The sequence below is a fragment of the Pseudoalteromonas sp. XMcav1-K genome, assembly GCF_044005875.1.
Lineage (GTDB): Bacteria > Pseudomonadota > Gammaproteobacteria > Enterobacterales > Alteromonadaceae > Pseudoalteromonas > Pseudoalteromonas spongiae.
Window position 1 is genome coordinate 86,685 of record NZ_JBIPJE010000044.1, and the last position, 26,627, is coordinate 113,311.

The 26,627-nt window shown below is 41.0% G+C and carries 25 protein-coding genes; 13 read left to right on the forward strand and 12 right to left on the reverse strand.

Annotated elements, in window-relative coordinates; translation table 11 throughout:
* The first annotated feature begins 80 nt into the window (after positions 1–80).
* Positions 81–1,190 carry an OmpA family protein gene (locus tag ACHSBP_RS12790; RefSeq protein WP_395389041.1) on the forward strand — a complete coding sequence of 370 codons (1,110 nt, stop codon included), beginning with the start codon at positions 81–83 and terminating at the stop codon, positions 1,188–1,190.
* Positions 1,191–1,253: 63 nt separating this feature from the next.
* Here the strand turns inward: ACHSBP_RS12790 and ACHSBP_RS12795 are convergent, their stop codons facing one another.
* Positions 1,254–2,189 (reverse strand): sodium-dependent bicarbonate transport family permease, encoded by a 936-nt coding sequence (locus ACHSBP_RS12795; RefSeq protein WP_395389042.1) that lies wholly within the window; start codon positions 2,187–2,189, stop codon positions 1,254–1,256.
* 3 nt (positions 2,190–2,192) lie between these two features.
* Positions 2,193–2,411: a hypothetical protein gene (locus ACHSBP_RS12800; protein WP_138631336.1), complete on the reverse strand. Its 219-nt coding sequence runs from the start codon at positions 2,409–2,411 to the stop codon at positions 2,193–2,195.
* A gap of 124 nt (positions 2,412–2,535) precedes the next feature.
* Between ACHSBP_RS12800 and ACHSBP_RS12805 the strand changes: the two genes are divergently transcribed.
* The 7 genes from ACHSBP_RS12805 (at position 2,536) to ACHSBP_RS12835 (ending at position 8,106) form a co-directional block, all read left to right on the forward strand.
* Positions 2,536–3,471 (forward strand): LysR family transcriptional regulator, encoded by a 936-nt coding sequence (locus ACHSBP_RS12805; RefSeq protein WP_395389043.1) that lies wholly within the window; start codon positions 2,536–2,538, stop codon positions 3,469–3,471.
* A gap of 273 nt (positions 3,472–3,744) precedes the next feature.
* A complete protein-coding gene (locus tag ACHSBP_RS12810; RefSeq protein WP_395389044.1) occupies positions 3,745–4,239 on the forward strand; it encodes a hypothetical protein in 495 nt (164 codons plus the stop codon).
* 31 nt (positions 4,240–4,270) lie between these two features.
* Positions 4,271–4,879 (forward strand): superoxide dismutase, encoded by a 609-nt coding sequence (locus tag ACHSBP_RS12815; RefSeq protein ID WP_395389045.1) that lies wholly within the window; start codon positions 4,271–4,273, stop codon positions 4,877–4,879.
* 69 nt (positions 4,880–4,948) lie between these two features.
* A complete protein-coding gene (locus ACHSBP_RS12820) occupies positions 4,949–6,001 on the forward strand; it encodes a ChaN family lipoprotein (protein ID WP_395389046.1) in 1,053 nt (350 codons plus the stop codon).
* 146 nt (positions 6,002–6,147) lie between these two features.
* Positions 6,148–6,636, forward strand: a complete 489-nt coding sequence (locus ACHSBP_RS12825; protein WP_395389047.1) for a hypothetical protein — start codon at positions 6,148–6,150, stop codon at positions 6,634–6,636.
* 63 nt (positions 6,637–6,699) lie between these two features.
* Entirely contained in the window at positions 6,700–7,002 is a 303-nt protein-coding gene (locus ACHSBP_RS12830; protein WP_010558769.1) for a hypothetical protein, read from the forward strand.
* A gap of 54 nt (positions 7,003–7,056) precedes the next feature.
* Complete coding sequence (locus ACHSBP_RS12835; RefSeq protein WP_010558768.1) at positions 7,057–8,106, forward strand: hypothetical protein; 1,050 nt, start codon at positions 7,057–7,059, stop codon at positions 8,104–8,106.
* Positions 8,107–8,151: 45 nt separating this feature from the next.
* Here the strand turns inward: ACHSBP_RS12835 and ACHSBP_RS12840 are convergent, their stop codons facing one another.
* Positions 8,152–8,760 (reverse strand): glutathione S-transferase family protein, encoded by a 609-nt coding sequence (locus ACHSBP_RS12840; RefSeq protein WP_010558767.1) that lies wholly within the window; start codon positions 8,758–8,760, stop codon positions 8,152–8,154.
* 106 nt (positions 8,761–8,866) lie between these two features.
* Between ACHSBP_RS12840 and ACHSBP_RS12845 the strand changes: the two genes are divergently transcribed.
* Positions 8,867–9,751 (forward strand): LysR family transcriptional regulator, encoded by an 885-nt coding sequence (locus ACHSBP_RS12845; protein ID WP_010558766.1) that lies wholly within the window; start codon positions 8,867–8,869, stop codon positions 9,749–9,751.
* 80 nt (positions 9,752–9,831) lie between these two features.
* Here ACHSBP_RS12845 and ACHSBP_RS12850 read toward each other — a convergent pair whose 3' ends face one another.
* On the reverse strand, positions 9,832–15,189 hold the full coding sequence (locus ACHSBP_RS12850; protein ID WP_395389049.1) for a hypothetical protein: 5,358 nt from the start codon (positions 15,187–15,189) through the stop codon (positions 9,832–9,834).
* Between the two features lie 389 nt (positions 15,190–15,578).
* On the opposite strand from ACHSBP_RS12850, the gene ACHSBP_RS12855 reads away from it, so the two are divergent.
* Positions 15,579–17,996: a TonB-dependent receptor gene (locus tag ACHSBP_RS12855; protein WP_395389050.1), complete on the forward strand. Its 2,418-nt coding sequence runs from the start codon at positions 15,579–15,581 to the stop codon at positions 17,994–17,996.
* Between the two features lie 109 nt (positions 17,997–18,105).
* Here the strand turns inward: ACHSBP_RS12855 and ACHSBP_RS12860 are convergent, their stop codons facing one another.
* Positions 18,106–18,999: a LysR family transcriptional regulator gene (locus ACHSBP_RS12860; RefSeq protein WP_395389051.1), complete on the reverse strand. Its 894-nt coding sequence runs from the start codon at positions 18,997–18,999 to the stop codon at positions 18,106–18,108.
* Between the two features lie 109 nt (positions 19,000–19,108).
* On the opposite strand from ACHSBP_RS12860, the gene ACHSBP_RS12865 reads away from it, so the two are divergent.
* Entirely contained in the window at positions 19,109–19,744 is a 636-nt protein-coding gene (locus tag ACHSBP_RS12865; RefSeq protein ID WP_395389052.1) for an NAD(P)-dependent oxidoreductase, read from the forward strand.
* A gap of 141 nt (positions 19,745–19,885) precedes the next feature.
* On the opposite strand, the gene ACHSBP_RS12870 is transcribed toward ACHSBP_RS12865, so the two are convergent.
* The 4 genes from ACHSBP_RS12870 to ACHSBP_RS12885 all read right to left on the reverse strand — a co-directional run bounded on the left by ACHSBP_RS12870 (position 19,886) and on the right by ACHSBP_RS12885 (position 22,630).
* Positions 19,886–20,179 carry a hypothetical protein gene (locus ACHSBP_RS12870; protein WP_395389053.1) on the reverse strand — a complete coding sequence of 98 codons (294 nt, stop codon included), beginning with the start codon at positions 20,177–20,179 and terminating at the stop codon, positions 19,886–19,888.
* Between the two features lie 69 nt (positions 20,180–20,248).
* The gene (locus tag ACHSBP_RS12875) at positions 20,249–20,857 is read right to left on the reverse strand and encodes a glutathione S-transferase family protein (protein ID WP_395389054.1); all 609 of its coding nucleotides are present in this window, start codon (positions 20,855–20,857) and stop codon (positions 20,249–20,251) included.
* A 13-nt stretch (positions 20,858–20,870) separates the two neighbouring features.
* Entirely contained in the window at positions 20,871–21,920 is a 1,050-nt protein-coding gene (locus tag ACHSBP_RS12880) for an NADP-dependent oxidoreductase (protein ID WP_395389055.1), read from the reverse strand.
* Between the two features lie 35 nt (positions 21,921–21,955).
* Positions 21,956–22,630, reverse strand: a complete 675-nt coding sequence (locus ACHSBP_RS12885) for a type 1 glutamine amidotransferase domain-containing protein (protein ID WP_395389056.1) — start codon at positions 22,628–22,630, stop codon at positions 21,956–21,958.
* A 174-nt stretch (positions 22,631–22,804) separates the two neighbouring features.
* On the opposite strand from ACHSBP_RS12885, the gene ACHSBP_RS12890 reads away from it, so the two are divergent.
* On the forward strand, positions 22,805–23,689 hold the full coding sequence (locus ACHSBP_RS12890; RefSeq protein ID WP_395389057.1) for a LysR family transcriptional regulator: 885 nt from the start codon (positions 22,805–22,807) through the stop codon (positions 23,687–23,689).
* Positions 23,690–23,755: 66 nt separating this feature from the next.
* Here ACHSBP_RS12890 and ACHSBP_RS12895 read toward each other — a convergent pair whose 3' ends face one another.
* Together ACHSBP_RS12895 and ACHSBP_RS12900 are read right to left on the reverse strand one after the other, a co-directional pair.
* Positions 23,756–24,592 carry a DUF417 family protein gene (locus tag ACHSBP_RS12895; RefSeq protein ID WP_395389059.1) on the reverse strand — a complete coding sequence of 279 codons (837 nt, stop codon included), beginning with the start codon at positions 24,590–24,592 and terminating at the stop codon, positions 23,756–23,758.
* Positions 24,593–24,779: 187 nt separating this feature from the next.
* Complete coding sequence (locus tag ACHSBP_RS12900; protein WP_395389060.1) at positions 24,780–25,643, reverse strand: alpha/beta fold hydrolase; 864 nt, start codon at positions 25,641–25,643, stop codon at positions 24,780–24,782.
* 145 nt (positions 25,644–25,788) lie between these two features.
* Between ACHSBP_RS12900 and ACHSBP_RS12905 the strand changes: the two genes are divergently transcribed.
* Positions 25,789–26,223: a hypothetical protein gene (locus ACHSBP_RS12905; protein WP_395389062.1), complete on the forward strand. Its 435-nt coding sequence runs from the start codon at positions 25,789–25,791 to the stop codon at positions 26,221–26,223.
* Between the two features lie 128 nt (positions 26,224–26,351).
* On the opposite strand, the gene ACHSBP_RS12910 is transcribed toward ACHSBP_RS12905, so the two are convergent.
* On the reverse strand, positions 26,352–26,627 hold a 276-nt coding region (locus tag ACHSBP_RS12910; protein WP_395389063.1), incomplete at its 5' end, for a hypothetical protein.

Consider the following 26,627-nt stretch of genomic DNA (forward strand, 5'->3'; position numbering starts at 1 on the left):
CAGAACGAACATATTTACTTCGCCACTGCAGCAATCTACTAAACTAAATGACGTTTACATAAGAAAACGGAGATCATTAAATGAAAAAACACACTCTAGCGCTATCTATTTTGGCAGCTGTAACAAGCATGCCATCACTTGCTGAAGATAAGGAAATCTGGCTTGGTGGCTTTGCCGAATATTACTATGCAGACAAAGATAAATTCCAAGCAATGCCAAAAGACCGCATTGATTGGGGTTGGGGCTTAGAGCTTGGCGAACGTTTCACTCCTTCATGGGGTGGTCGTTTTGAATATGCACGCATCGACTTAGAAGCATATCCAGGTCAAGAAAGTATTGACGGTCATCGCTACGGTTTAGATGCGATGTTCTTCCCATTCCAAGGCAATTCATACGTATTTGCAGGTTTAAAACACGAATCACTTGATACAGGTTATAACCTAGGTAATTTAGGTGTAGGTATGCATTGGCCAGTAGCCGACAAATGGAAAGTGATCACAGAAGTGGCGGCTTACCATGACTTTGGCGAGAATCATAAAGATTATAGCGGTAAACTTGGTCTGCTTTATCAGTTTGGCGGTAACAGTGCGCCTGCAACCGAAGCACCTAAAGCAGCACCGGTAATTGACAGCGACAACGACGGTGTTATTGACGCAAACGATCAATGCCCGAACACAAAACAGGGTGTACGTGTCGACAGCACTGGCTGCGCTATTGTGCTTGATAGCGATAACGACGGTGTTAACGACAACGAAGACAGATGTCCAAATACACCAACGACAGATAAAACAGACGCACAAGGGTGTACACTGTTTAAAGACATGCAAGACAGCATTAAATTAGCGGTGCAGTTTGATAACAACTCAAGTGAAGTACTTGATCCAAACAGCACTGACTTACGTCGTTTTGCTGATTTTATGAAAAAATACCCAGAGCAAAATGTGCAAATTGAAGGCCACAGCTCAGCGCCAGGTAACGCGGTTTATAACCTAAAACTGTCAGAAAAACGTGCCAAAGCAATTAAACAAGTGTTAATTGACACATACGGCATTGATGCGTCACGTATTAGCGCTGTAGGTTACGGTGAAACGCGTTTATTAAACGACGCAAACACAGCTGAAGCACACAGTGAAAACCGTCGCATTGAAGCGAAATTGATGATTGAAAAACGTGTAAAAGTAACGCGTTAATTCTAGTAAAAACTAAAAAACGGCGAACTTAGGTTCGCCGTTTTTATTTAATGACTATCACGATTATTTTGCCGCAAGATATTCTGCAAACATGATAAAGAATGGCACACCAATCAGTACGTTAAATGGAAAGGTAATACCTAAAGATGCGGTAATCGACATACCAGCATTAGCTTCTGGCAGGCTTTGTTTCATTGCAGCAGGCACTGCAATGTAAGACGCACTTGCGCCTAGCACCGCCATTAACGCAATACCACCGCTACTTAGCCCAAGCATTAACCCGAGCCCTGTGCCCGCAAGACCACCAATCATTGGCATCAGTACAGCAAAGCTAATTAAGAACACACTGTTCTTTTTAACCGATACAAGCTGTTTGCCTGCGATTAGCCCCATTTTGAATAAAAACAGCGCAAGAATGCCCGAAAAAAGCTCAATAAAGAAAGGCGATAATTTAGTAACACTTTCACCACCCAAATAACCAATAATTAAGCTCCCGAGCATCAGCAGAATGCTTTGGTTCGCCACAAGCTCTTTTTTAACAAATTCGCCGTTGATGATTTTCAAGCTGCCTTTTGCTAATACTAAGCCTACAACGATCGCTGGCATTTCTAATAGGACGACAAACAGCGGGAAGTATGCCTCATACGAAACATTGTTCGCTTCAAGAATAGCTATTGCAACAGCATACGTGGCCACACTCACCGAGCCATAATGTGCGGCAATTGCCCCAGCATTAATTTTATCGAGCTGTCCGAAGTAGCGTAAAAGAGGGTATGCGATTAACGGTAAAACAAGGCCAAAAGCAACGACGGCCAGTGACATTGTAAGTAATACGGGATCGATGTATTTTTGCAATGCAAGGCCCCCTTTTAAGCCAATCGCAATCATCAAAAACATGCTTAGCGACTTATACAGCCCATCAGGAAATCCTATTTTGGCACCTAATAATTGACTAACGATACCCAGAATAAAAAAAGCGACAACGGCATCAATAATCATGGTTTATTTTTCTCCCACACGTTGCATATAGTGCTCTGCGGCAGGTCGAGACAAGCCTAGCTTGTTGCGTGCGACTAACTGTGAATAAAGTGAAAAGCTAAACAATAACGCTGCAACAATAACAAATGCCAACTGAGGCTGACCAATTTGACTGCTCAGCGCGTAAAACGCCAGCAGCATTGCACAGGTAACGAGAGACAATATAAAACTTCGGTTCTTCATTTTACTTTCCCATCCATTAAATTAAGCGACAGAAAAAAGTTTACACACCGTTTTGATTAGATAAAAATAGATATTAACTATCTTTAAATTAGATTTTTATCTAATTTAATATTTTGGAATGAGTATGGCATCACGATTACACGCGCACATTGGCACCTTTCGTCAACTTGAAATTTTATTAGCCGTATTTGAAGGTGGCAGCATTAAAGCTGCAGCAGAATCATTATTTTTGACCCAGCCTACGGTCTCTATGCAACTTAAAAAGTTAAGTGAAGCCATTGGCTTACCGCTTTATCAACAAGTAGGACGGCAACTTAAATTCACCGATGCGGGATTGGCAACCGTGGCAACAAGTCGGCAAATAATGCAGCAATGCGAGGCGCTTGATATGCATTTATCTAACTTGCGAGGACTTAAGTCGGGTACGCTTCGTATCGCCTGTGCCACAACAGCAAAATACTTTATTCCTCACTTATTAGGCCCGTTTTGTAAGCGTTATCCAGGAATTGACATTCAATTTACCGTTGCTAACAGGCAACAAGTCATTGAGCGATTTGAACAAGGGGTAGATGACTTTTATGTATTTAGTTACGTGCCACAAGAGCTTGATCTTGAAGTTATTGAGTTTATGTCGAACGACCTTGTGGCAATAGCCAATGCGGAGCACCCATTTGCAAAACGTAAGCAAGTTTCATTAGCAGAGTTTTCAGCGGAAAGTTTTATTATTCGTGAAGAAGGCTCAGGTACACGCTACGTCACCGAACAATTTTTCAAAGCAAACAATATAAAACCTAATGTCAGAATGACTATTGCGAGCAATGAAGCCATTATTCACTCTGTACTCTCAGGCATGGGCGTAGCCATTTTATCAGCTCATACATTGGCATTTGGCGACAGCTATAATGTGAAAGTGATTAACGTATCGTCCTTACCTATTCAATCCAAGTGGTCTTTCTCTTGGGCCAAATCGCAGCAGCTTTCACCCATTGCCAAAGTGTTTTTAGATTACGTAGAAACCGAAGGTAAAGCAATGATGACAAAAGCCATTCGTTTGCAGTAACACTGCTTACCTAAGCAAACACTGCAATACACTTTTTAAAGCATGCTGCTCCATAATTACCAGCACCAATATGGAGCAAATGCTAACGTTACGTGAGACATTGTGCAAACCATCAAATCTCACGCTACTATGCGTTCAAAACACATGAAAGTCTGACAATTAACGCGTTATGCTGCCAAATTAGCCATTACATCCCCTAGCTAAAATCAAATTACCGCTTGAAATAATTTAAATATTAATGATAATGGTTTTTATTTGAATTAACTATTTGAGATGCCCGATACTAAAACCTGTATTCATAACGTGATGCAAATTTGGCAACAGCATGTATCAAAAGGTAACCAAGCTTTCGATAGTTGCCAGTTTTCTTACGCTAACCTTCTTTATGCCGATTGTTTAACTGCGTTAGAACAAATAGAGGCGGAAATCGAATCTGATTCACCTCAGCCAGAAGCTTGGATTGTGGATCAGTATATTCCCGCTGTGGTGGTGTCGTATTTAAACTTAGTAGATTCCAATATCGCACTGCAAAATATAAACAACGCCTGCGATCTGTTAGTTGAAGGCTACAAAAGCGTATGCAAATGCGCCGCACATATTTTTACATCAACCCAGTCTTCGCATCAGCTCCTCGTATTAAAGCATCTCTCACAACTAAAACACCATTGCTTCGTTTTACTAAAGCAATATGGCGACGATGCGAATATCGCCAGCAAGTTAAATACCATCATGAACACAATCAGTGCTCAAAACAACACGATTCACTAGCGGATAACGCTAAATTATAAAGGAAATAAATATGGCATTTATACTACCGAACCTCGAATATGCATATGACGCATTGGAGCCGCACATTGACGCAAAAACAATGGAAATACATCACACTTTGCATCACCAAACTTATGTGAATAAAGCTAACGAAGCGCTAGCAGGTTCTGAGTTTGAGCAAAAAACTGATGAATGGCTGCTAGCTAATATTGCTGCTTTACCGCACTCATTACAGGGGGCTGTAAGAGATCATGTGGGTGGTCATCATAACCACAGCTTATTTTGGCAAGTAATGTCTCCCACTGGTGGTGAGCTTCATAAAGGTGAGCTCGCAAATGCGATTACTGCAACATTTGGCTCATTTGATGCGTTTCATGATCTGTTTGTTAAAGCAGCATTAACTCGCTTTGGTAGTGGCTGGGCATGGCTTGTTGTAAATGCAAATGGCGAACTAGCAGTGACAAGCTCTGCAAACCAAGATAGCCCGCTAATGAATAACGAAACGCCAATTTTAGGTTTAGACGTGTGGGAGCATGCCTATTACTTAAAATACCAAAACCGCCGTCCAGAATACATTAGTGCATTTTTCAATGTAATAAACTGGCAAGAAGTAGAGCGCCGCTATTTAGCTTTAATCTAACCTCGATAAAAAGGCTTACCAAATGGTAAGCCATTTACCATAATCAATAAGAAAACTAAGAGGTTTACTGTGCTACGCACCAAACTTTCATTCATTGTGTTATCGCTTAGTATGTTGTTAACTGCTTGCCAAAGCACTCACATGCCAAGCCACGAGAAAACCGTGAGCTCGCTTGTGCAAAACAACAACCAATGGCACTTAGCTATACCGCTAACAAACTTGTATGACTATCAACTGATCGATGTGCGTTCAGGGCAACCTAAGACTGTTGATTTAGCAAAAGGCGTTGGCGGGTTGAGCGATTATGACGTGATATTTATTGGTGAAAATCATCGCCATCCCGGTAACCATTTAGCACAGGCAAACATTTATCAAGCGCTACTGAAAGCTAACCCCAAAACCATACTCTCGTTAGAACAATTTGAGCGAGATACGCAAACATACCTAAATGCGTATTTAAATGGTGAAATTGGTGAGTGGTCATTACGCCACTTTGGGCGTGCATGGGATAATTACCAAAGCAGTTATCGCCCTCTTGTTGAAATGGCAAAAACACATGGTTTACCTGTGATTGCCGCAAACGCACCGAAAGATACTGTGGTATGTACCGGAAGACATGGCTTAAAGATACTAGACAACTTACCAGAAGAACGAAAACATCAAGTAGCACAGTCGTTTTATACGCCAACCGAGGGCGCTTACTTTAACAAGTTTACTGCCAATATGGGGCACAGCCAGGAAACAATTAAACCAAGTACGTTAAATCGCTATTTTGCCCAAGTTGTTCGTGACGATACCATGGCTGAATCAATCCATAATGCATTAGAAAATCACCCAAATCACAAGCTAGTGCACTTAAATGGCCATTTTCACTCTGCATCGCACCTTGGTACCGTTGAACGGGTAATGCTGCGAAAAAAACGAAAAATCGCGGTGATCCAACCTATTTTAGTAAATAACCCCAGCGCTCCCTCATTTTCAGTTGATGATATAAACAAAGGCGATTACCTATTGTTAATTCACCCGCTGCCAGAGCAAGTTAAAACTCAAGAAAACCGACGTATTTGGATGCAAACCGTATTTAAACGCTCCGAGCAAGACTGTACTTTTGGCACTAAATAAGCCTAATCTAAGCTGTTAGATAAAACGTACAAATTAAAGGGTAAATAGTTGTGATACGTAAATACGTTGCAGGCACACTGATTACCCATATTTCACAGTTTAAGTTATTACGCCACGTTTAAATAAAGCAGGATTTAAAGCATATTATGAGATTTCTAGACATTTTCGCTGTTTTTTCGCTACTTTTAACCTCATGGGTTAGTGTTGCCGAGAGTGCAAAGCCAACATTAACCGTAGGCCAAACACTCTCGTTGCCCGAGCTTAATGACCAATTTGATAAAAAGCAGACACTTTTACCTAGTACAAAATGGCTGGTATTCAGTCACGATATGGATAGTAGCAAACTTGTTAAAGCGGCATTTGAAAATAAAAAAAGTGATGATTTATTGGCTGCAAATGTTCAATACTACGCCGATATTAGCGCCATGCCATCACTTATAAGCCGCTTTATTGCTATTCCTAAAATGAAGAAGCTCGCTTATTCGGTAATTATGGATAAAGAAGGCAACGTACTAAACACTATTCCCAAAAAAGATGAGCACGTTACTGTGATAACACTCAATAACGGCAACATAACGCAAATTAATATAGTGGACACTAGCAAGGCTTTAAAAGCCCTTATAAAGTCCTTTTAATTTATTTTCATATGGCTTAGCATTAAATAATAATGATTATCAATTGCAATTTAGTATTAAGCCATGTTAAACGAATTCGTTACTCGCTCATGCCCTTGCTGCAACAAGCCGCTTAAACTGAGTGACCGCCTTGCATTATTAAATCGCGAGCCACTCAACTGTAAGTATTGCGCTAAACCGCTTAAACCAAATGTAAACATCACTTTGTTTAACGTATTTTGGCTAAGTATGAGCATTTCATGGCTAATTAAAAATACCACCAGCTTAAATTATTTATACGCTCTCGCGGCGGCGCTGTTTACCGTCAGCGTGTTTCTGCCAGCGCTCGATCTGCTCTTTACACTCGAACCAGATGAATCAGACTAAATTAACAAACGCCTATTCACAATCTTACGTTCCCCTATTTTCTCAAGGATTATCATGAAGTACTTTGCTATTGTATTAATTGCTGTCTGCTTAGCTGCATGCGACTACTTACCGAAAAATGCGACGCTAAATCTATCGTCAGAGCAAATTAGTCAATTACAAACACAGCTACAGCCAAGCGAACAGGTTGTCGTCGATGCACTCTCAACCCATCAATTTGTTGCACTTGGCGATGCCCATTACTACCCTGGTTTTATGCCAGCAATAAGTGACATTATTACCTCACCAAGAGTTGTATCACAGCAGCCAATTATTGTGCTGGAATTTGGCAATCAAAATTACCAAAAATATATAAATCAGTATATTAAAGGTGATGCTGTTGATGAATCACAGCTAAAACACGTACTGCGCGAAACCCTCTATTTCACCGCATGGCTTGGCGACGGATATATAGAATTATTGCAATCAATCAGGGCCATAAATCAAACATTGCCCGATGACAAAAAGCTAACGGTACTGTTGGCAGAAAAACACTTTAACTGGGAAAATGCCACCGCCGAGTCTTGGCAGCGTGCTGCATCGAGCAAAGTAGATGGCTTTTACGACACACTCACACCAATTATTCAGTCTAACCAAAAAGCGATTTTAGTGTTTGGCGGTTTTCACTTATTAAAAGCAACGCATCCAGAAACGGTTAATCAGCAGGACTTGTCTCTGGTTTCTCGTATTGAGATGGCTAAACCTAACTCAGTATTTACTGTGTGGCCTGTTATTCAAAACGTGTTGTATGACGTGCTGCCTAATACAGACACGGCAAAAATTATTAAGCTAGACGATAATTCCGTTCTCGCCGATATCCCATTTCGCGACATAATGCCAAAAGCGCGACCTATGCTTAGTAAAATAAACAGTAAAGATGCGACACTTCAATCACTTGCCGATGCTTTGTTGTATGTGGGTCACACTAAACGCGATATGACGTTTTCAAAAGATGTGATGAGTGATGAAAAATGGATAACAGAAATGAAAAAGCGTGTTGCGATTATCGGTGGCAAACTCGAAACCCGCTTTAATTCGTTACTTAACGATAATAACCTTAAGTAACGAGTTACACCGTACTAAACATCTGTTGTTAGTACGGTGGTTAGCTTAAATATTTTGTAAGGTTTCTGATTGCGGGAAAGTCGTTTGTAATCGCTTTTTATATACCTCAAATTCAGGGAAACGTGTAAACAGCTCAAAACTTAACACCTGCCCCCAGCCTAAGATCACCGCAAAATATAAATCCGCAAGGGTTGGTTTTTCGCCTGCTAAATAAGGCGATTGAGCTAATTGGTCTGACACAAAATTAAGTAACTTAACAATCTCTTCTTCAGCATTTTGCTTAACCGAATCATGATCCGTTGACACTTTTTCCGGATGAAATATCTTAGTGAAATGGCCATGCAAACTACTGGCAACAAAATTTAACCACTTTAACGCTTCCATGCCATCAACACTTGCTAAATCAGGCATTAGGTGTGCATTTTTATGCTTTTGCGACAAATAAATTAAAATTGCTTCGCCCTGCGTAAAGGTGTGGCTGCCATCTACCAACACTGGTAATTTACCAAGTGGATTAACAGCCAAAAAATCGGCGTTGTGCTGCCCGCCTTCAAAGAGATCTACTACCACAGTTTTATGTTCTGCACCAATAACTTCTAGCGCCATTTTTACTGCAGAAGAACATGAAATTTGAAAATGATAAAGGGTATACATAATTAGCATCCTGTCTAAAGTTGAATTAATTACACACGCACTTTACGCCACTTTAGCGCTAAAAAAATTAGTGATTTACGCATTTTTATTGTGCAATAATGCACAGATGAACTTAGATGATGATTACCAATACATAGTTGCACTTTATCAGTCGGGTACCTTATCGGGCGCTGCCAAGCAACTTAAGGTTAACCACACAACCGTTGCACGGCGTATTCAAGCATTTGAAAAACGCTTTAAGGTTAGGCTGTTTGAACGTGTGCCAAAAGGCTATCAGCTGACGGAAACCGGCAAAGCGGTGTTACCTGATATCGCGCTGTTAAAAGAACAACAGCGCAATATTGAACGCAAGCTTTTTGGCCAAGACCAGCTGTTAAGTGGTGAAGTAAACATTGCTTTAACACCTGAACTTGCAAACGACTTTGTTGTACCCGCACTTAACGAGTTCAATGCGCGTTATCCCAATATTCAAACCAACTTACTAATTGGTTCAATGCACAAAGACTTGCGTGCAAGAGAGGCCGATATTGCACTTAGATTTACCCCATCACCGAGCCAAGACGATTTAATCGGCAGAAAGCTGTTTGCCTCAAATTGGGGCGTCTATGCAAGTGATGATTATTTAAGTACCTCACGCGCACAGCACCGCGTGTTATTGTGGGAGCTAGAATTTGAAGCCGATTGGCATAACAAATACTTTCCAAGTAGCAATGTGATCGCGCGATTTGATCAACTCGGCCCGCTTGTTACCGCGACTAAAAATGGATTAGGTATTGCAAAATTACCCTGTGGTTTAGTCGATTCACAACAAAATTCAAATCTTTACCGCTTAGATATACCGGTAAAACCCTCAATTTGGAGTTTATGGTTGCTGTATCATTCTGATTTAAAAACGGCAGCAAAAGTCACCGCAACCAAAGACTTTTTATATCAGCATCTATCCCAATTTGCGCACTACTTTTCAGGCGAGCATTCACGCTATTGGAAATAAAGCAATTCACTTTAAATGTGTTACAAAAAAGCCGCAACTGATTGCGGCTTTTAGTATTATGTAGCGGATTCAATCACACCCTAATTTGTTTGACCCACAAATTTAATGTTATCAATCCAAACCGCATCATCTGACTCCGAAACCGATGAATCTTTGGTATAACGCCATTCGATTTTATTTTCTCCTTGCGGTATATCAATAGATAGGTCTTTCTGCCAGTCTGCTTGGCTGCTAATTGAAAGCTGAAACACGTCATTCAGATATACCTTCAACATATCACAGCAGCTCTCTGAAGATACCTTAGCATCAAATGTTAACTTTCCTGCCATTAACAACGCTGAATAGGTGATACCTGATTGTTGGTTGTGGTTAATTTCCCCTGAGCGAATGCTCCTAGTACCATCACTTGCCTGCGCATCTGATAATTGCCATGGTTGAGCACTGTCGCTACTATTTTGCCAAAATGCACTGTCGATACCTTGCTCAAATGATTCAGTAAAAGCACTAATTGCGATTGGCTTAGCGTCAGCATCAAGCGGATCCGTGTTGTATTTTAATACCTCATCACCATCGCTAAATGTATCACCATCAGTATCAATTACTAACGGATCTGATCCAACTGTTAAGACTTCTTGACCATCACCTAGCCCATCGCCGTCAGTATCAAATACCAATGGCTTGGTTGAATGACTGTTAATTTCGTCAAAATCACTTAGCTCATCATTGTCGGTGTCTCGCTCGATAGGTGATGTATTAAACAAATACTCGGACTGATTTGATAGTCCATCATTGTCTAAATCGCCAATCGCATCGTCTGGATTATCGTCTGATAGCCCATATTTTATTTCCCACCATGCTGGCATATTATCGCCGTCTGAATCACCATAGTTGATAACTTCGAAGTGCAGCTCGTTTGAAATGCGTGACACGACGACAAGCTGTTCGTGATGCTTTTCAATGGCAAGCAGCTCACCATTTACAGGCTGGCTTAAGAGAATAGAAAATGCACTATCATAGGTTTTTAGTTCTGAATTGGAGTTTGCCACTACAAACACGTCAGAAAACGCCACAGCATCTTCATTCGTGTTAGTCAGCGATGTTACAAATTGCATGCTGTCTGCGTCATACACATCACCACTACCTAATAAAACATGATCACCTTGGTTAATCACATGTATTGGCGGTCTAATGCTGTAATCTCCATGATAAGGGGTTTCACCCTCCCCAGTTATTTTTCCGGTTTGCTGGTCAATCACTTCAAAATGAAGGTCATTAGGTGATGTACCGTCACTGAAGAAATAAACGCGATTGTTTTGCTCGTTCCAAGCATAGACACGCGAATAATGATTCCAATCTTTGTAATCTGTTTTATTTCCATCTCTATCAAAAATATAGTGTGACTCCCAAGCACCGCTAGCATCTTGCGCTAGTAAATAATTACCAACTGATGCAAGTCCATTTACTGCCGATGCAGTATTCGCCAACCGCATTTCAGGGCCAATGTTCGTTACGTCAACATAGGTAATTTCGCCACTTTCATAACCGAAATACAAACGTTGATGAGAAGGCGAGTAAGTCATCTTATTAGGTGAAACAGATGAAATAGCTGACTTTTTGCCTACTTGAATTGGATTTGTATATGACTGAGTTTGTGAAGACCAACGGTAAACTTTTCCATACTCTTTACTAAACAAGTAAAGGTGGTCAGTACCATTTGACGCGATTTCATCAGGAACAAAAATAGGCATAGTAGCGCTGTAATCACATGAACCTTGTCCATCATCATGCTCCGCTAACCAACAGGCACTGTCCTGGGGGAAAATATCAAGTGTTAAGCCCGTTGTTGAATCAGCTTCTGTATAACCCGAATTCCACTGTTCTGGAAATCCATCATTATCAGAGTCTACTGATGCAGCTGGGTCAGTTGGGAAAGCATCTAAGATATTACTTACACCATCTCCATCGGTATCATTATTTACAACGTATTCGGTAAATAAAATGTCATCGTTAGACCGACTCACGATAAATATGCGATTATCAGTAGCAATTACACGAATAAATTGACCAGTAAAGCTCAGACTTTCAATTGTATCAAAGCGTGAATTGTAACGATTCAACACAAATGTATTGTCTTGAGTATTCGTTACAGTAACTAATTCACCATTAGCTAACCAAAGCGCATCGCTGAATGCATCAATTGCGCTTTGCCACTCTAGGGTATTTGCATCATACAAGTCTCCACTACCAAGCAATACTAATTGACCAGTATTCGATACCCTGATTGGTGGTCTTATACTATAAGCTCCGTGATATGGCGTTTCACCCGACTCAGTTACTTTTCCTGTTTGTTGGTCCATTTCTAAGTACATTAAATCATTGGGCGAACTATTATCTCGGAAGTAATAAACACGGTTATTATATTTATTCCACGCATAAACTCGTGAATAATAGTGCCAGTCTTTATAATCCGTTTGATTTCCATCAACATCAAAAATGTAAATTGTCTCCGCAGAACCACTTACACCTTGCGCTAACACATGATTACCAACTGATGCGATGCCTCCCACTGAGTGAGCTGTATTTGCGAATCGTTTTTCTGGGCCAATATTTGCTAAATCAACATAGGTAATCTCACCACTTTCATAACCAAAATATAAGCGGTTATGCGTTTGTGAAAGCTCAACTTTTTTTGGTGCAGCTGTTGATAGCCCCATTTTGCGACCCACAATTAATGGGTTTGTGTATGCATTAGACTGTGCAGACCAGCGAAACACTTTACTGTGTTCTTCGCTGTATAAATAGATACCGCCAACACTATCGGACAATACAAGATCAGGAACAAAACTCGGCATTGTCGCAGCATAATCGCATTGCCCTTGGCCATTGTCGTGTTCTACTAGCCAACATGCACTATCATTTGGAAAACTATCCAACGTTAAGTCTGTGGTAGAGTCTGCCTCAGAATATCCGTCATTCCATTCATCAGGATAACCATCGTTGTCCGAGTCTAAAGATGCTGCAACATCCATCGGGAAGGCATCGGTTAAATTATCAACGCCGTCACCATCGGTGTCATTATTTGCAACATACTCAATAAAGGTAAGTTCGCCATTTAATTCACTAATAATGATAACTTTATTTGCAGCCGCTATTATGCGAATAAAGTGGCCCTCGTAATCACTTAGTTCAATAGTTGTTAAATCACTCGTTCGACGTGTAAGAGTAAATGTACTTTCATTCAAAGCATTTACAGTAACAAGTTCCCCGCTACTTAGCCAAATTGCATCGTTTAAGGCATCTATCGATATTTGCCAATTCAAAGTATCGGCATCGTAGATATCACCACTACCAAGTAAAACAAACCTTCCATCATTAGACGCTCTTACTGGCGGTAAAATCTGAAAATCACCGTGATACGGAGAGTCTCCACTGTCAACAATCTCACCTGTCGTTTGATCTATTTGCTCGTATTCCAAGTCATTAGGAAACATGCGTTGACTGAAAAAGTACATTCGTTCATTTTCAGCGTTCCACGTATAATCGTCAGAATAGTGACTAAAATGATTAGCTGCGGTCTCTTTTCCATTTTTATCAAATATATAATGTGAAGACCAAGAACCTGTACCTCCCTGAACAAGTAAAAAATTGCCGGCCATCGCAAGACCACCTAATTGTTTAGGGATTTGTACTAAATCAAGTTCGATACTTGGATTTTCAATATCAATGAAAGTAACTTGCCCATCTTGATATCCGAAGTACAGACGTTGATGTGACTGAGAAAAAGCCATGTCAATTGGCGCTGAGCCGATAAAACCAGTCTCAATTTTGATTGGACTCAAGTAGTGTTGCGTTTCAGACGACCACCTGTACACCGTACTGTGCTCCTCACTGAACAAGTAAAGAATACCATCTGCATCAGCTTCCACTTTTTCAGGAGTAAAACTCGGCATAGTAGCACCAAAGTTACACTCTCCCTGCCCATTATCATGCTCAGTTGCCCAGCAAGCATTATCATCTGGGAATAGATCTAAAGTCAGGCTTGATGTGGAATCGACTTGCGAATAACCATCATTCCAACTATCCGGAAAACCATCATTGTCCGTATCTAACGACGCAGCAATATCCATCGGAAATGCATCCAACTCGTTCGAAATACCGTCGCCGTCAACGTCATTTGTTAAATCGTAATTATGAGCCTTAAAGTGGTCTATCGTTTCGGTGATAAGTGTAAATTGACCATTGTGACCAGATATCACCTTTGGCGCACCTTCTAGCTCGCGCATATCAATTAGGTTAAATTCATTATCCAACCAACTAAAGGTTGTATTTCCAGCCACATAACGAGTAGAAAGGTATTGTTCGTCATTCACCGGAATCATTTCGAATAAATTAATATCTAACCTATCAGCATAACTCAGGCCTTCCTTAGAGAAAATTTCTCCAGATAAAAACATCAGCCGAGAATCGTTCAACTCAATAAACAGCGGGGTGTTTGGAAGAACATTACTACTTGGGTACTCATAACGTCCGATAGTGACTTCGCCATCGCTGTTTAATTCAAAATAACCAAGGGCATGTACTTGGTTTGAGTAGCCTAATGATGCAAAGAACGTCGAGTTCTGTTCATTCCAAACACCATACTGGATATTATAAGGAACTCGAGCAGAGCCAGTCTCTATTCCGTTTACATCGTAAACCAATACCGAATTCATGTCAGACACGAACAAATAAGGTCCCGCAACAACAAGCTTTTGCTCAGACGTAAGCGTAAATTGACTTGGCTTTAATGTTTTAGATTGATCGAAGTATTTAACTGAGCCATCACCATATCTTAAATAAATGCGTTCGTGTGTTGGATGAATCAAAAAGTCTTCTAATTCAAACTCATTATCATAATTGAGCGGCGTGTCAAAATGTTGATTTTCAGTATTTAAAGCAAGTAATTGCGATGTATCGCTCAAGGTGAAATAAATATATTCATTCGAGCCTCGAATAATCGGCGCACTCGTTTGTTGTTTTAATAAGGTTAAATAACATGTGCTGCCGTTACCATCGGTTTGCAAATAACACGACTGATCATTTGGGTAATCATCTGAATTATCCCCTACGCCATCAAAGTCAGAGTCAACGGATTCATTAGCATCAAGTGGAAATGCATCATCTTCATCCAGCACACCATCGTTATCATCGTCGGTATCTTCGTTATTACCAATACCATCTGAGTCGGAATCTAACCACTCAGCACTATCCATTGGAAAAGCATCTTCGGTGTCTAAATAACCATCATTGTCATCATCGTTATCTTGAGAATCCGCAATACCATCACCATCAAAATCTGCAATAGGTGGCTTTGGCGGAGGAGCAGAAGAATCACCGCCTCCACAAGCGGTCAGTACGGATAGAAAAAAAAGATATGAAAGTAAACGAAGCGAGCGCACTTAAAATCATCCTTGAGTTTATGTAATTTATATGGGGACGGGAGTATAAGGGGTTAAAAATCCAAAATACAGATAAAACAAAGTTTTGTTCTACTTTTCTTATGGTTGGGGTAACTATAAATTTGTGTATCTAGGTCTAAATCATTTTTGTCACCGCGCTTCTTTTTATCGTTTTTACACATACCGACTTATTGTACTTTTACAAATAGTGGTTTTTACAACCAAAGCTTGCCTGTAACCGTAAGTCAATCTGACTACGCCATAAGCACATTTGTTAATAACGTTAACCGTTACTTTTATTAATGTTAAATGTCATATTGAACGATTGAATATAGCAAATGATTACAGTTATCATTTGTATCTTAGTTACAAATACAATTATCTAAACAATGAAATCATTTAATCTCTCGCTTATTGCACTGTCATGCGCAGCGCTTTTACCAGCTTCAATGGCTTTTGCTAATAACCAAGCAATAGCTAAAAACAACGACGACATTGAAGTTGTCAGTGTTTATGGCCGCCAAAATAAAGTGGTACTAAACTCGGGTCTTGCTACTAAATCGAATATGTCGTTAATGGAAACCCCAGCAGCCGTAGTAGTGGTTGACAGTGAATTACTTAACTCGCAACTTGTCGACAATTTACAAGATGCTATCAGAAACATCAGTGGTGTAACCCAAGCTGGTAACAATTACGGCATTGGCGATAATTTAGTGATCCGTGGCCTTGGTGCTAACTACACATACGACGGCATGTATGGTGGCGCAGGCCTTGGCAACACCTTTAACCCTACCCGTTCAATGACCAATGTTGAGTCAATCGAAGTACTAAAAGGCCCAGCAACCGGTTTATACGGCATGGGCAGTGCTGGCGGTGTTATTAACCTAATTGAGAAAAAGCCAGAATTTGAAGCCTCTCACACCATGACCGCCGATTTAGGCCAGTGGAATACATATGCGCTTGAACTTGACTCAACAGCTGCAATCACCGACGATCTCGCTTACCGTGTGTTGGTTAAATCCGCGCGCAGCGGTGGTTATCGCGATTTAAACAACGACCGCGACGAAGCCTACCTCAGCTTCAAATACATATTTAGCGACAGCCACGATGTAATGCTTTCGACTGCCTATATTAAAGATGGCATTGCAGTTGATTCAATCGGTCACCCTATTCGTATTTATAATGCCAAATCGGTCGACGGTAAAGGCGCGGGCGACGTAAGCTGGACTGACTTAGTAAACGACCCTAACGGGGTTGGTATTCAGCTTAGCGATGCACAAAGGCAACAATTAGCAGAGTCACTTGCAGCTAACGATGGCTTAACGCCCTACACCTTTGGTCATAACGGCATTATTTCACCGATGGCAAAAGACAATGAAGGTGAAGAGTTTCGTATAAAGCTAACGCACAATATTAACTTCACTGATAACCTCTACTTTAACCAGCAATTACAATACCGCGACTATGATTCAGGGTTTGCCCGTCAAACTGGTGCCTATAACTATGTGTATTGGAACCGCCGCGGCACTATAAATGCCGATCCGCGCGCACCACTTGTCGTTGACGGTGAGCTGTTCCCATTTGCTGCAAGACGTCAAGAATACCGAAAAGTAACTGCAAATGAGCAATCGTTACAATATTTTGCTGATTTACGTTACGACTTCTCAATTGGTGATATCGACAACGAGTTACTAGTCAATGCCAACTATGAAGATCGCGACATTCGTTTTCAGCAATATTCAATCTATGACGCTGATAAAGTAATTAAAGATAAAGGTGGCAACACTATTTATCAGGGTCAATTGCCGTATATTTTCGATATTCGCAACCCAAACTGGGGGGCTGGCAGCTTCGAAGATTATGATCCATTAAAAACCGCGAACTACAATAAAGAAGTAAGTGCTTGGGGTTTAGGTATTCAACATGTCGGTTATTTTGACTTTGGTTTAACTACGCGTATTGGTGTAGCATTTAATGAAATCACCCAGCGCTACGAGCATTTAGGCGTAGACCATCGCTACCGCGCGAGCGCGGCCGAGCCAACACCAGAGCAAGATACGTCAGATAGTGGTATCACTTATAATTTAGGTGCAACCTACCTTGTAAATGACGACTTGTCGATATTTGTAAACCACGCCAAAGGCAGAACCGCCTACAGTGTGCTTGGCACTATCTACGGCAACGAAAGTGACCGTAAAGATTCAGAATCTATCAGTAATGATATTGGTATGCGTTATAAAGCACTCGATGATCAACTGGTTGCATCATTAGTGGTATTTGAATCTAGTCGCACTAATTTACGCTATAACAACCCAGATTTTGATGAAGGTGTTTCAGCACCGAATGTACCCCGCTACTTCTATGATGGTAAAGAAGAAACAAACGGTATTGAACTTGATATAAATGCTTATTTAAATGAGCAGTGGAAGCTAAATGTCAATGCGGTGTATCAAGATGCCCGTGATAACGATGATGAGCGACAAAAAGGTGTGCCGTATGTTACCGCGGGTGCTTGGTTAACTCATTCGAGTTATGTCTTTACCAGTGAAAGCCCGATTGAGTTCAGCCTAGGCGGCATCTATGTTGATGAGCGCAGTACAAACTCAAACTCCTTTGGTATTCCTGACGGTTATGTACCAAGTTATACCGTGTTTGACGCGGGAATTGCTTACCAAGCTGAGAATTGGGGTGTACAACTTAAGTTAAATAACTTATTCGACAAAGTATATTACGAAAAAGCCATGTTCTTAGGTGGTATGCCTGGCAAAGAGCGTAATGCCCAATTGCGCTTTAACTACCGCTTCTAAAACTGTGGTCTCGGGTGAAGTTAACACGTATACGGCTAACGTAAATTAATTTAACCAAACCTGAGAACATAACCATTTTCATACCCAAGGGATCTGAACATTCAGATCCCTACTTGTTTGGCAAAATGTCCTGCTGCCAACAACCCGATACAAAATCGATAAATGCGCGCACAAGCGGAGATTGATAACTTCGCGATAGATACACGGCCCACAACTGACTCGCTTCAAGTGAATACTCAGTTAAAATAGGCACCAGCTGTTGTTGCTGTATGTAACTGCGAGCAATATCAAACGGCAACCATGCTATTCCGGCACTATTTATCGCCGCGTGCACAATCGTGGTTACATCATTACACACGAGTGGCCCAGCCACCTTCACTTCAACACGTGTATTGTCATTAAAAAAGCGCCATTGGTAGTGATTTAAATGCACCAAACAAGGGTGCTCTGTTAATTCATCCGGTGTTAAAGGCGCACCATGTTTTGCCACATAATCTGGCGAAACACAAACACATGCGCCAATTTTCAGAAGTGGCCGTGCAATCAAGCTTTCATCTGGTGTATTTGTATACCTAAGCGCAATATCAATGCGCTGCTCGACTAGGTTTGAAAAGCTATCGCTGGCGTGAATATCAACCTTAACTCGTGGGTGTTGCGCAATAAACTGGCTAACTGTATCTACTAACATAGTTTGTGCAAAACCAATTGGACTCGAAATTCGAACGGTTCCTGACAACTCTGTTTTATTTGCAATACTTTCAGCCACCAGCGCACTGGTTTCATTCAATATTCTCTCAAATCGGATTAATGCGCGCTCGCCTTGTTGAGTCAAACTTACTTTACGGGTTGTTCTGTGCAGTAAACGCTGCTCTAACCATTGTTCCAGCTCTTGAACATGACGCGACACTTGCAAGCGACTGAGTCCCAAGCGCTCAGCTGCTTTGGTAAAGCTTGCCAAGTGTGCAACTTCAACAAAGCTTTTTATTGCATTAATACGATCCATAATTAGTAACTTTAATTGATACAATCTATTTCAATTTAATCTGATTATTTCATGATAGTTTTCTTCTAATCTAGACACAACGAAATCAAACACATTGTGAGGAAAAAATATGAAACTCGTTGTTTTAGGTGCATCAGGTTGGATTGGTAGCCATATTGTTGCAGAAGCAAAATCAAGAGGACACCAAGTTACTGCACTGGTACGAAACCCCAAAAACTATGACGTGACCGATGTTAACGTTAAACCATTCGACTTAACCGATAACAGCTCCCTTTCAGATGTAATTACGGACGAAAGCGTATTTATTGCAGCCATAGGTGGCCGTGCGTTGGGAAATCACAACATAGTGGCAGACGCCGCAAGGCGATTACTGCGCGAATTGCCACATACCGCGATTGAGCGACTGGTTTGGGTGGGCGGTGCAGGTTCATTAACCGTTGCACCAAATGTAAAACTGGTTGATACGCCTGAGTTTCCCGCAGAATACAAAGATGAAGCGATTGCTCAAGGCGAGGCATTAACGGTGTTCCAGCAAACACAAAGCCCATTAAACTGGACATTTATTTGCCCTGCCGCTGAAATATTCCCTGGCGATAAACAGCAAAATTATCGCGTGACAGACGACCAACTATTAGTTGACGAACAAGGCCAGAGCCGTATTTCTGTCGCTGACTATGCCACTGCATTTGTCGATGAGCTAGAAAAAGCAAAATACCTGAATCAGCGAATTGGTGTGGCTTACTAAACAAAGTTTACTCATTGCGTTACACAAATTTGATGTAACGCCGCGTCTAAATAAATAGCCCAAGTTCTGGTTAAGTAAAAGCCTTGTCGCGTATTAGTGCTACAAGGCTTTTTTTATCGAAAGGTTAAGCTTTGGTTCTAGCTAAAAAAAGCCATTTTCAAAATCCATCGCATGGTCTAAATCATCAGGAAAATAGAATAGCCAACCTTGCGTTTGCTTTTCTACCAGCAACAAATTAAGTAATTTAATGCTTAGGCTGTGAGCTTGTAATTGATCAACCCCGAAGGAAAACTTTTCAAATTTGAAGGCGTTGATTGTTACTTTACAGCGAAAATCGCCACCGGGTTCTGGATCAGGTTCAGGTAACCCTATTTCAATGGTTAAGTCTAAAAAATCCCCTTTAGGACTTTTTGCAACATAGTGACTGCTAATCATAAACGTTATTATCAATTAAAAAACGCGACCAGTGTAAATCATGGCCGCGTGTTTTTGTATCAATAATCGTTAGCCAAATGAACGTGCTTTTTGGTATGCCTCACGGCTGTGCACATTTGCCAAATAGCGTGTAATGTTATCGCGGTTTTCAAGCAAGTTTAAATTAGCTGCAAACTCTAAGGTGATTGTCATCATAATATCCGCGGCGGTAAATTCGTTACCAGCAAAATAGGTTTGCTTAGCAAGTACTGCATCAATGTAACCTAAATCTAGGTTAATCTCTTTTGCAATATAGCCATCCATTGGGTTAGTGCCATCACGTTTTTCCATTCGCATTAGCAAGGTCGCAATAATTGGCAAGCCTAACGAGCCTTCGGCAAAATGCGACCATTCAAGATACTGATAGTAGCTTTTTGTGCCTTTTTCTGGGCGCAAACGCTGCTTTTCATCTTGATCGAGAATGTACTCCATAATGGCGCTGGATTCGCAAATTACAACATTGTCGTGTTCAATGATTGGCGCTTTATTTAGCGGATGAATTTCACCCAAACTAGCGGGGGCTAATCGCGTTGTCTCATCACGTTTATGATGTTCAATTTGATATGGCATACCCAACTCTTCAAGTAACCACAATACGCGCGTTGAGCGTGATTGATTGAGATGATGTACTTTAATCATAAGCAACTCCTGTTTATTCTGTATCCAAGTGTTCTGGGCCAACTTGCACAACCAATTTGCCAAAGTTTTCGCCTTGCAATAACCCAATAAATGCCGACACTGCATTTTCAAGGCCGACTACTTTGTCTTCTTTATATTTGATTTGTCCTGATACGAGCCATGGCACCATGGCTTGTTGAAATTCACCATAGCGATGACCGTAGTCATCAAATACAATAAAGCCTTGCATTTTTATACGCTTAACAAGCAAATTGCCCATTAGTAAACCAAGGCGATCTGGGCCAGGTGGTAAATCTGTTGCGTTGTATTGTGCAATTAAGCCACACAATGGAATACGAGCTTTGGTATTTAAAAGGGGCAGTACGGCATCAAACACTTTTCCGCCCACATTTTCATAATAAATATCAATACCCGAATCGCACACCGCTGCAAGTTGCTCAGCTAAATCCGCATCATTGTGGTTTAAACAGGCATCAAAACCTAACTCGTTTAGAGCGTAATCACATTTTTCTTGGCTGCCCGCGATACCAACCACTTTGCAACCTTGCAACTTACCAATTTGACCAACAAGGCTACCAACCGCCCCTGTTGCCGCCGCAACGACTAAGGTTTCTCCTGCCTTTGGTGCACCTATGTCCATTAACCCCATATACGCGGTTAAGCCGGGCATACCCAACACACCTAGCCCATAAGATGGATTGGTCATTGCGCTATCTAACTTGATTACGCCCTCGCCATTTGAAATGCTGTAATCTTGCCAACCACCAAATGCGACAACCAAATCACCTTTTTCAAACCCTTTTAAATTGGACTCTTCGACGCGACAAATACTGCCGCCTACCATAACCTCGTTAATCGCCACGGGCTCTGCGTAAGACTTTGCATCACTCATTCGCCCGCGCATATAGGGATCGAGCGATAAGTAAATGGTGCGCAGCAACATTTCATTGTCACCCATAAGTGGTAGGCTGCTTTCTACTAAATTAAAATTCGCGGGTGTTGGTGCGCCATGGGGGCGCGACGCCAAGGTAATTTGGCGGTTTACTGTACGATTTTGTTTCATACTAAATCCTTCTTATTTAACAGACTGTTGGCTGATTACTCAGCCAATAGCTTTGCCAAAAACTCACCTACAGCGTGGGCGCTCGTTGGGTTTTGACCGGTAATTACACGCTCATCTTCAATTACAAACTCACTCCAAGGCTGAACTTTGCTATATTGCGCGGCTTTACGTGTTAGTGCTTCTTCAAGTAAGAAAGGAATATCATTGATAGTGCCAAAATCGATCTCTTCTTCACGGGTAAACGCGGTTACTTGTTTGCTCGCAATTAATGGTTCGCCGTTACTCAATGTGATAGGTAACAATGCCGCAGGGCCGTGACATACAGCAGCAATAATGCCACCTGCTTCATAATGTTTAGCCGCCATACTCGCAACTTCTTCATTGCTCGCTAAATCCGACAGCAAACCAAAGCCACCTGGGTAGAAAATTGCGACATAATTATCAATATTAACTTGCGATACAGGCACCGTATTGTTGATCTGCGTTTGGAATGACGCATCACCAAGTACTTTGTTATTCACATCATCGCCCTCAATATCTGTGCCATAAAGCGGTGCCTTGCCACCATTAATTGATACAATATCAAACGCAATTCCGTTGTCGTTCAATACGTGAACAACATGCGTAAGCTCTGGCGCATACGTGCCGTTTGCTTGGTCAGTTTCACCCAATGTTGCGTGATTTGTTACTGGAATAAGTACTTTTTTCATAATAAATACCTTTATTGCGTTTTAATAAGTTAAAACCACTTTATATTGTTTCTATTTCAATGATAATTACCTAAATCAGTTAAACTCTTTTGCTATTTAGCAACAATCAACGCAAACGTGTGCTTTATCATAAAAGCGTTAACACAAAGCGGGTTGTTATAATGGAGCCGTTATATGGATAGTTTTGAAGGTATATTTGAATTTGTTGCCGTTGCCGAAAGCGGTGGTTTTTCAGCCGCGGCTAAAAAGTTAGGCTGCTCCACCAGCCACATTAGCCGACAAGTATCGCGCTTAGAAGAACGCTTAGGCTCGCGTTTGCTTGCCCGCACCACGCGGCAGATCAGCTTAACTGAAAACGGTGAGTTTTATTACCAGCAATGCAAATACCTAGTAAATGGCTTACAACAGGCTAATGAACAAGTTACTCAGCAGCAGTATCAACTTAACGGAACACTGAGAGTCAGTGCTGCAGGGGGCTTTGCTGAGAATTTTGTCGCTCCCGCGCTTATGACGTTTGCTAAAGACCACCCTGAGCTTTCCATTGATATCGACTTTAATAGTCGCATGGTTAATTTTATTGAAGACGGCATAGACTTTGCGATTCGTTATGGCGAATTAAATGATTCAAACCTTATCGCGCGAAAACTAATTAGCCGCTCTATGATGCTTGTGGCAAGTCCAGACTATTTGGCCAACTACGGTACACCAAATCACCCGAATCAATTAAAAAGTCATCGCTGCATTTTGGCAAACAGTGATCACTGGACCTTTAACATTAATGGGATTAAGCAAAGCATTAAAGTCAGTGGCAACTGGCAAAGTAACAATTCAAATGTAGTCCTTGATGCATGTGAACAGGGTTTAGGAATAGCCTATATGCCTGATAGCACCTTCACAGAGTCAATTAAACAAAACAAGTTGGTGCCGATATTAGCGCCCTTTTGTATTACTGGCGCAACAAGTTGGATTGTGTATCAAAACAAGCAATTTATGCCACTGCGTGCACGCCTTGCGATCGATTATTTATTAGAACACTTCGCTAAATGGCCAAATGAATAAAAACGACTATTTCGAGCTGTAAAATGGCATTAAGAGGTCTTAATGCCATTTTGAATCACGTTATCGCTAAAGTGTATTCTCATCACGATTATTCAAATAATAATACAATACGAGATTTGCGATAAACCATAAGTCTTTAATTAAAAACTGCCCACCCGATGTGAGTAAGGTCTCGCCCGATAACGCTGCCGGCCATGTAAACAGGAATGTTTGTGTTGTTAGCATTACCGCCCCTGCCATGGCAATACCTAGTAATAATAAACGCTTAAATTGCAGAGATAAAATTAATAGACTAAGTGCAACAAGGTCGTAAACCCCAATAATATTTGAAGCGGTTTGCACAGACCAAATTGAATACATCCAACTCATTAATGGCGACGAACGAACCAGATCTTCAATGCCTTGTGCTTCAAGCAAAGTAAACTTCATGCCTCCAATCCATAACAGCACCAATACAACAGGAAATAGCTGTAAAACGTGCTGTTGACGAAGTGTCATTTTATCGGCGTAAATAAAGTGAATTGCAAGTGCCAACAACGCAGCATACTTAATGATCCCTTGCCCAGAACCAATCGCCGGAAAACCACCTAAATCAGCAATCCAACGACTACTGTCCAGTAACGTGAGTAACGGCACTATGCTAATAACGAGTAAAAAAGCAAATAAAACACCTTGGTATTTACGCTTTTTTATACTCAACAAAGCAAGAATAGCCATAGCCAAAAATGCAAAACCCGCTAGCAAACTTGCATAGTGCGAACTCATCACGCCATCGAGCAAATAAAAATCCAGCACGCGCTGTAAACTTACATCTTGTCCAATCAGCAAGGTGCTGATCCCCATTAATAAACCGGAAACGCCAAGCAATGCGCCAACAATTACTTTATTGCTGCTCTCTTTCATAAATTGTGTACTCAACCGTCTAATCATAAATCGTATGGTGATAGACCTGTATTGAGCACAAAACTATTCAAAAAAGTAAAATAATCCGCCAGTTCTGCTTCGCTCTGACTTGCAATATGTTGCTGTTAAAATAAAAACAGGCCTTGTAACGGCCTGTTTTTAATGTGATAAATCAGCATTATTACTGTTAAGCATGTGAATTCAACCAATCGAGCGCAATTGGCCACAATGTGTTGGCGCGACGACTAAAAAACTTCATATGGCCAATTTCGTTTAAATTATGTTCGGCTGGCGATAACGTCAGTGTGTTTGCCGCTAAGTTGGGGCAAACCGACATCATATCGCGCACATTCTCATCGGTCGCAATAAAGTCATCTACGGCATTGACCCATAACGCAGGCATAGCAAGTTCGTTGTAGTAATGCGTAAAAACCGTTTTATTAAATGCGGTTTTTACATATCCACTACCGTTACACCAAGTTTGCCATTGCTTCGCAACCTGTTTTGGCAATGGCTCTCCCATGCCAAACCATTGGGATTTCGTATAACCAAATACCATGTTTGAAAACGGAATAAACATATTCATGAAAAAATGTGATTTAAACTGATCTTTCAGTTTCATATTGCGCAGTTGCCCTGACGAGCTTGCAAAATTGAATATTGAACTTAATTCGGTCGCATTTTTGGCAAGGCCAATAAGCTGACCACCGGCGCTGTGGCCAACTAAATGGTACGAAGTATTTGGAAATAACTGCTGTAAGCATGAAATGGCGGCAGGTTTATCTAATTGCCCCCAACATTGTAAGCTCGCGGTATGCGACGCAATATCACCATCAATTGATTGCCCAATACCACGATTATCATACGTTAAAACGCTAAAGTCATTGCCTGCTAAATATTCTGCAAACGCATTATAGAACTGACGTTTTATACCGGTAGCCGGACCAATAACAACCGCTGCTTTTACATTATCAGGTAAATAAGCTGTTGCGGCTAATACATAATTATCTTCACAACTAATTTTAATTTCTTGTTTAACAAAGCTCGCCATGGATTATGCATTTATTAAATGTTCATACTTCATAGATTACAAGTGGTCTTACCAGATAGCAATAAGCATAATCCATCAATAGCGCTTTTATAAAAGGCACAATAGTTGCTTAACTGCCTGTTTACATGTCAAATTATGGACGTTTATGAACATTAATGATCTTTCCTCGGGCTATTCAGGATATAACACATTACTTCACACTAACGAGGACGACATAACACAATCAAAAAACAATACCGCCACCGCTGACGCAAAAGATAAAGCGAGTGAATCACAGAACGAAAAACCGGCGAAAACAGAAGAGCAACACGATGCTGCTAAACCAAATGAAACACAAGATAAAATTAACCACATTGTGTCGCTGCAGCAGCAAATAAAAGACTTACGTAACACCTCAGATGATGACGACCCAGAAAAAAATACGAAACTCATTGAACTGCAAAAACAGTTAGATGAAGCGCTTGTGAACGTACAATCACTAATACAACAACAAGCAGCAACGTATGTAAGCGGACTATTTGCAAAACCGACTCACACGGCACAGAGCAATGCTGGCTTATTTTTAAATAGTAAAGCGTAAAGCTATCTAGTAATCACTGGCAATTTGATTTGAGCATCAAACACATGATGCTCGGTGAACTTGTTAATAGTGCGTTTTTCTAACTTTGCGAAGCAAGGGGGTAGCTAACGGTTTTGAGCGTTAACAGATTACTCAGCAGCAAGACTCGGCATTTGCTTCTTCTGTTGGTATTGCGTTGCGATTAAATAACCGAAATAACATAACGGTGCAGGTGACAATACTTTCAATACGTTAATCAGGATAGACGCTTCAGGGTGCAATACAATACTTAAAACGCCATACAAGATTAACAATCCGGTAAAGTATACGAGCTGTAAAACATGTCTTTTAGCGCGAAAAGTAATAAATGCGGCGGTTAACATAGTTGTAAAGACGCCTATTATCGCACTTCCAATAATTATAAA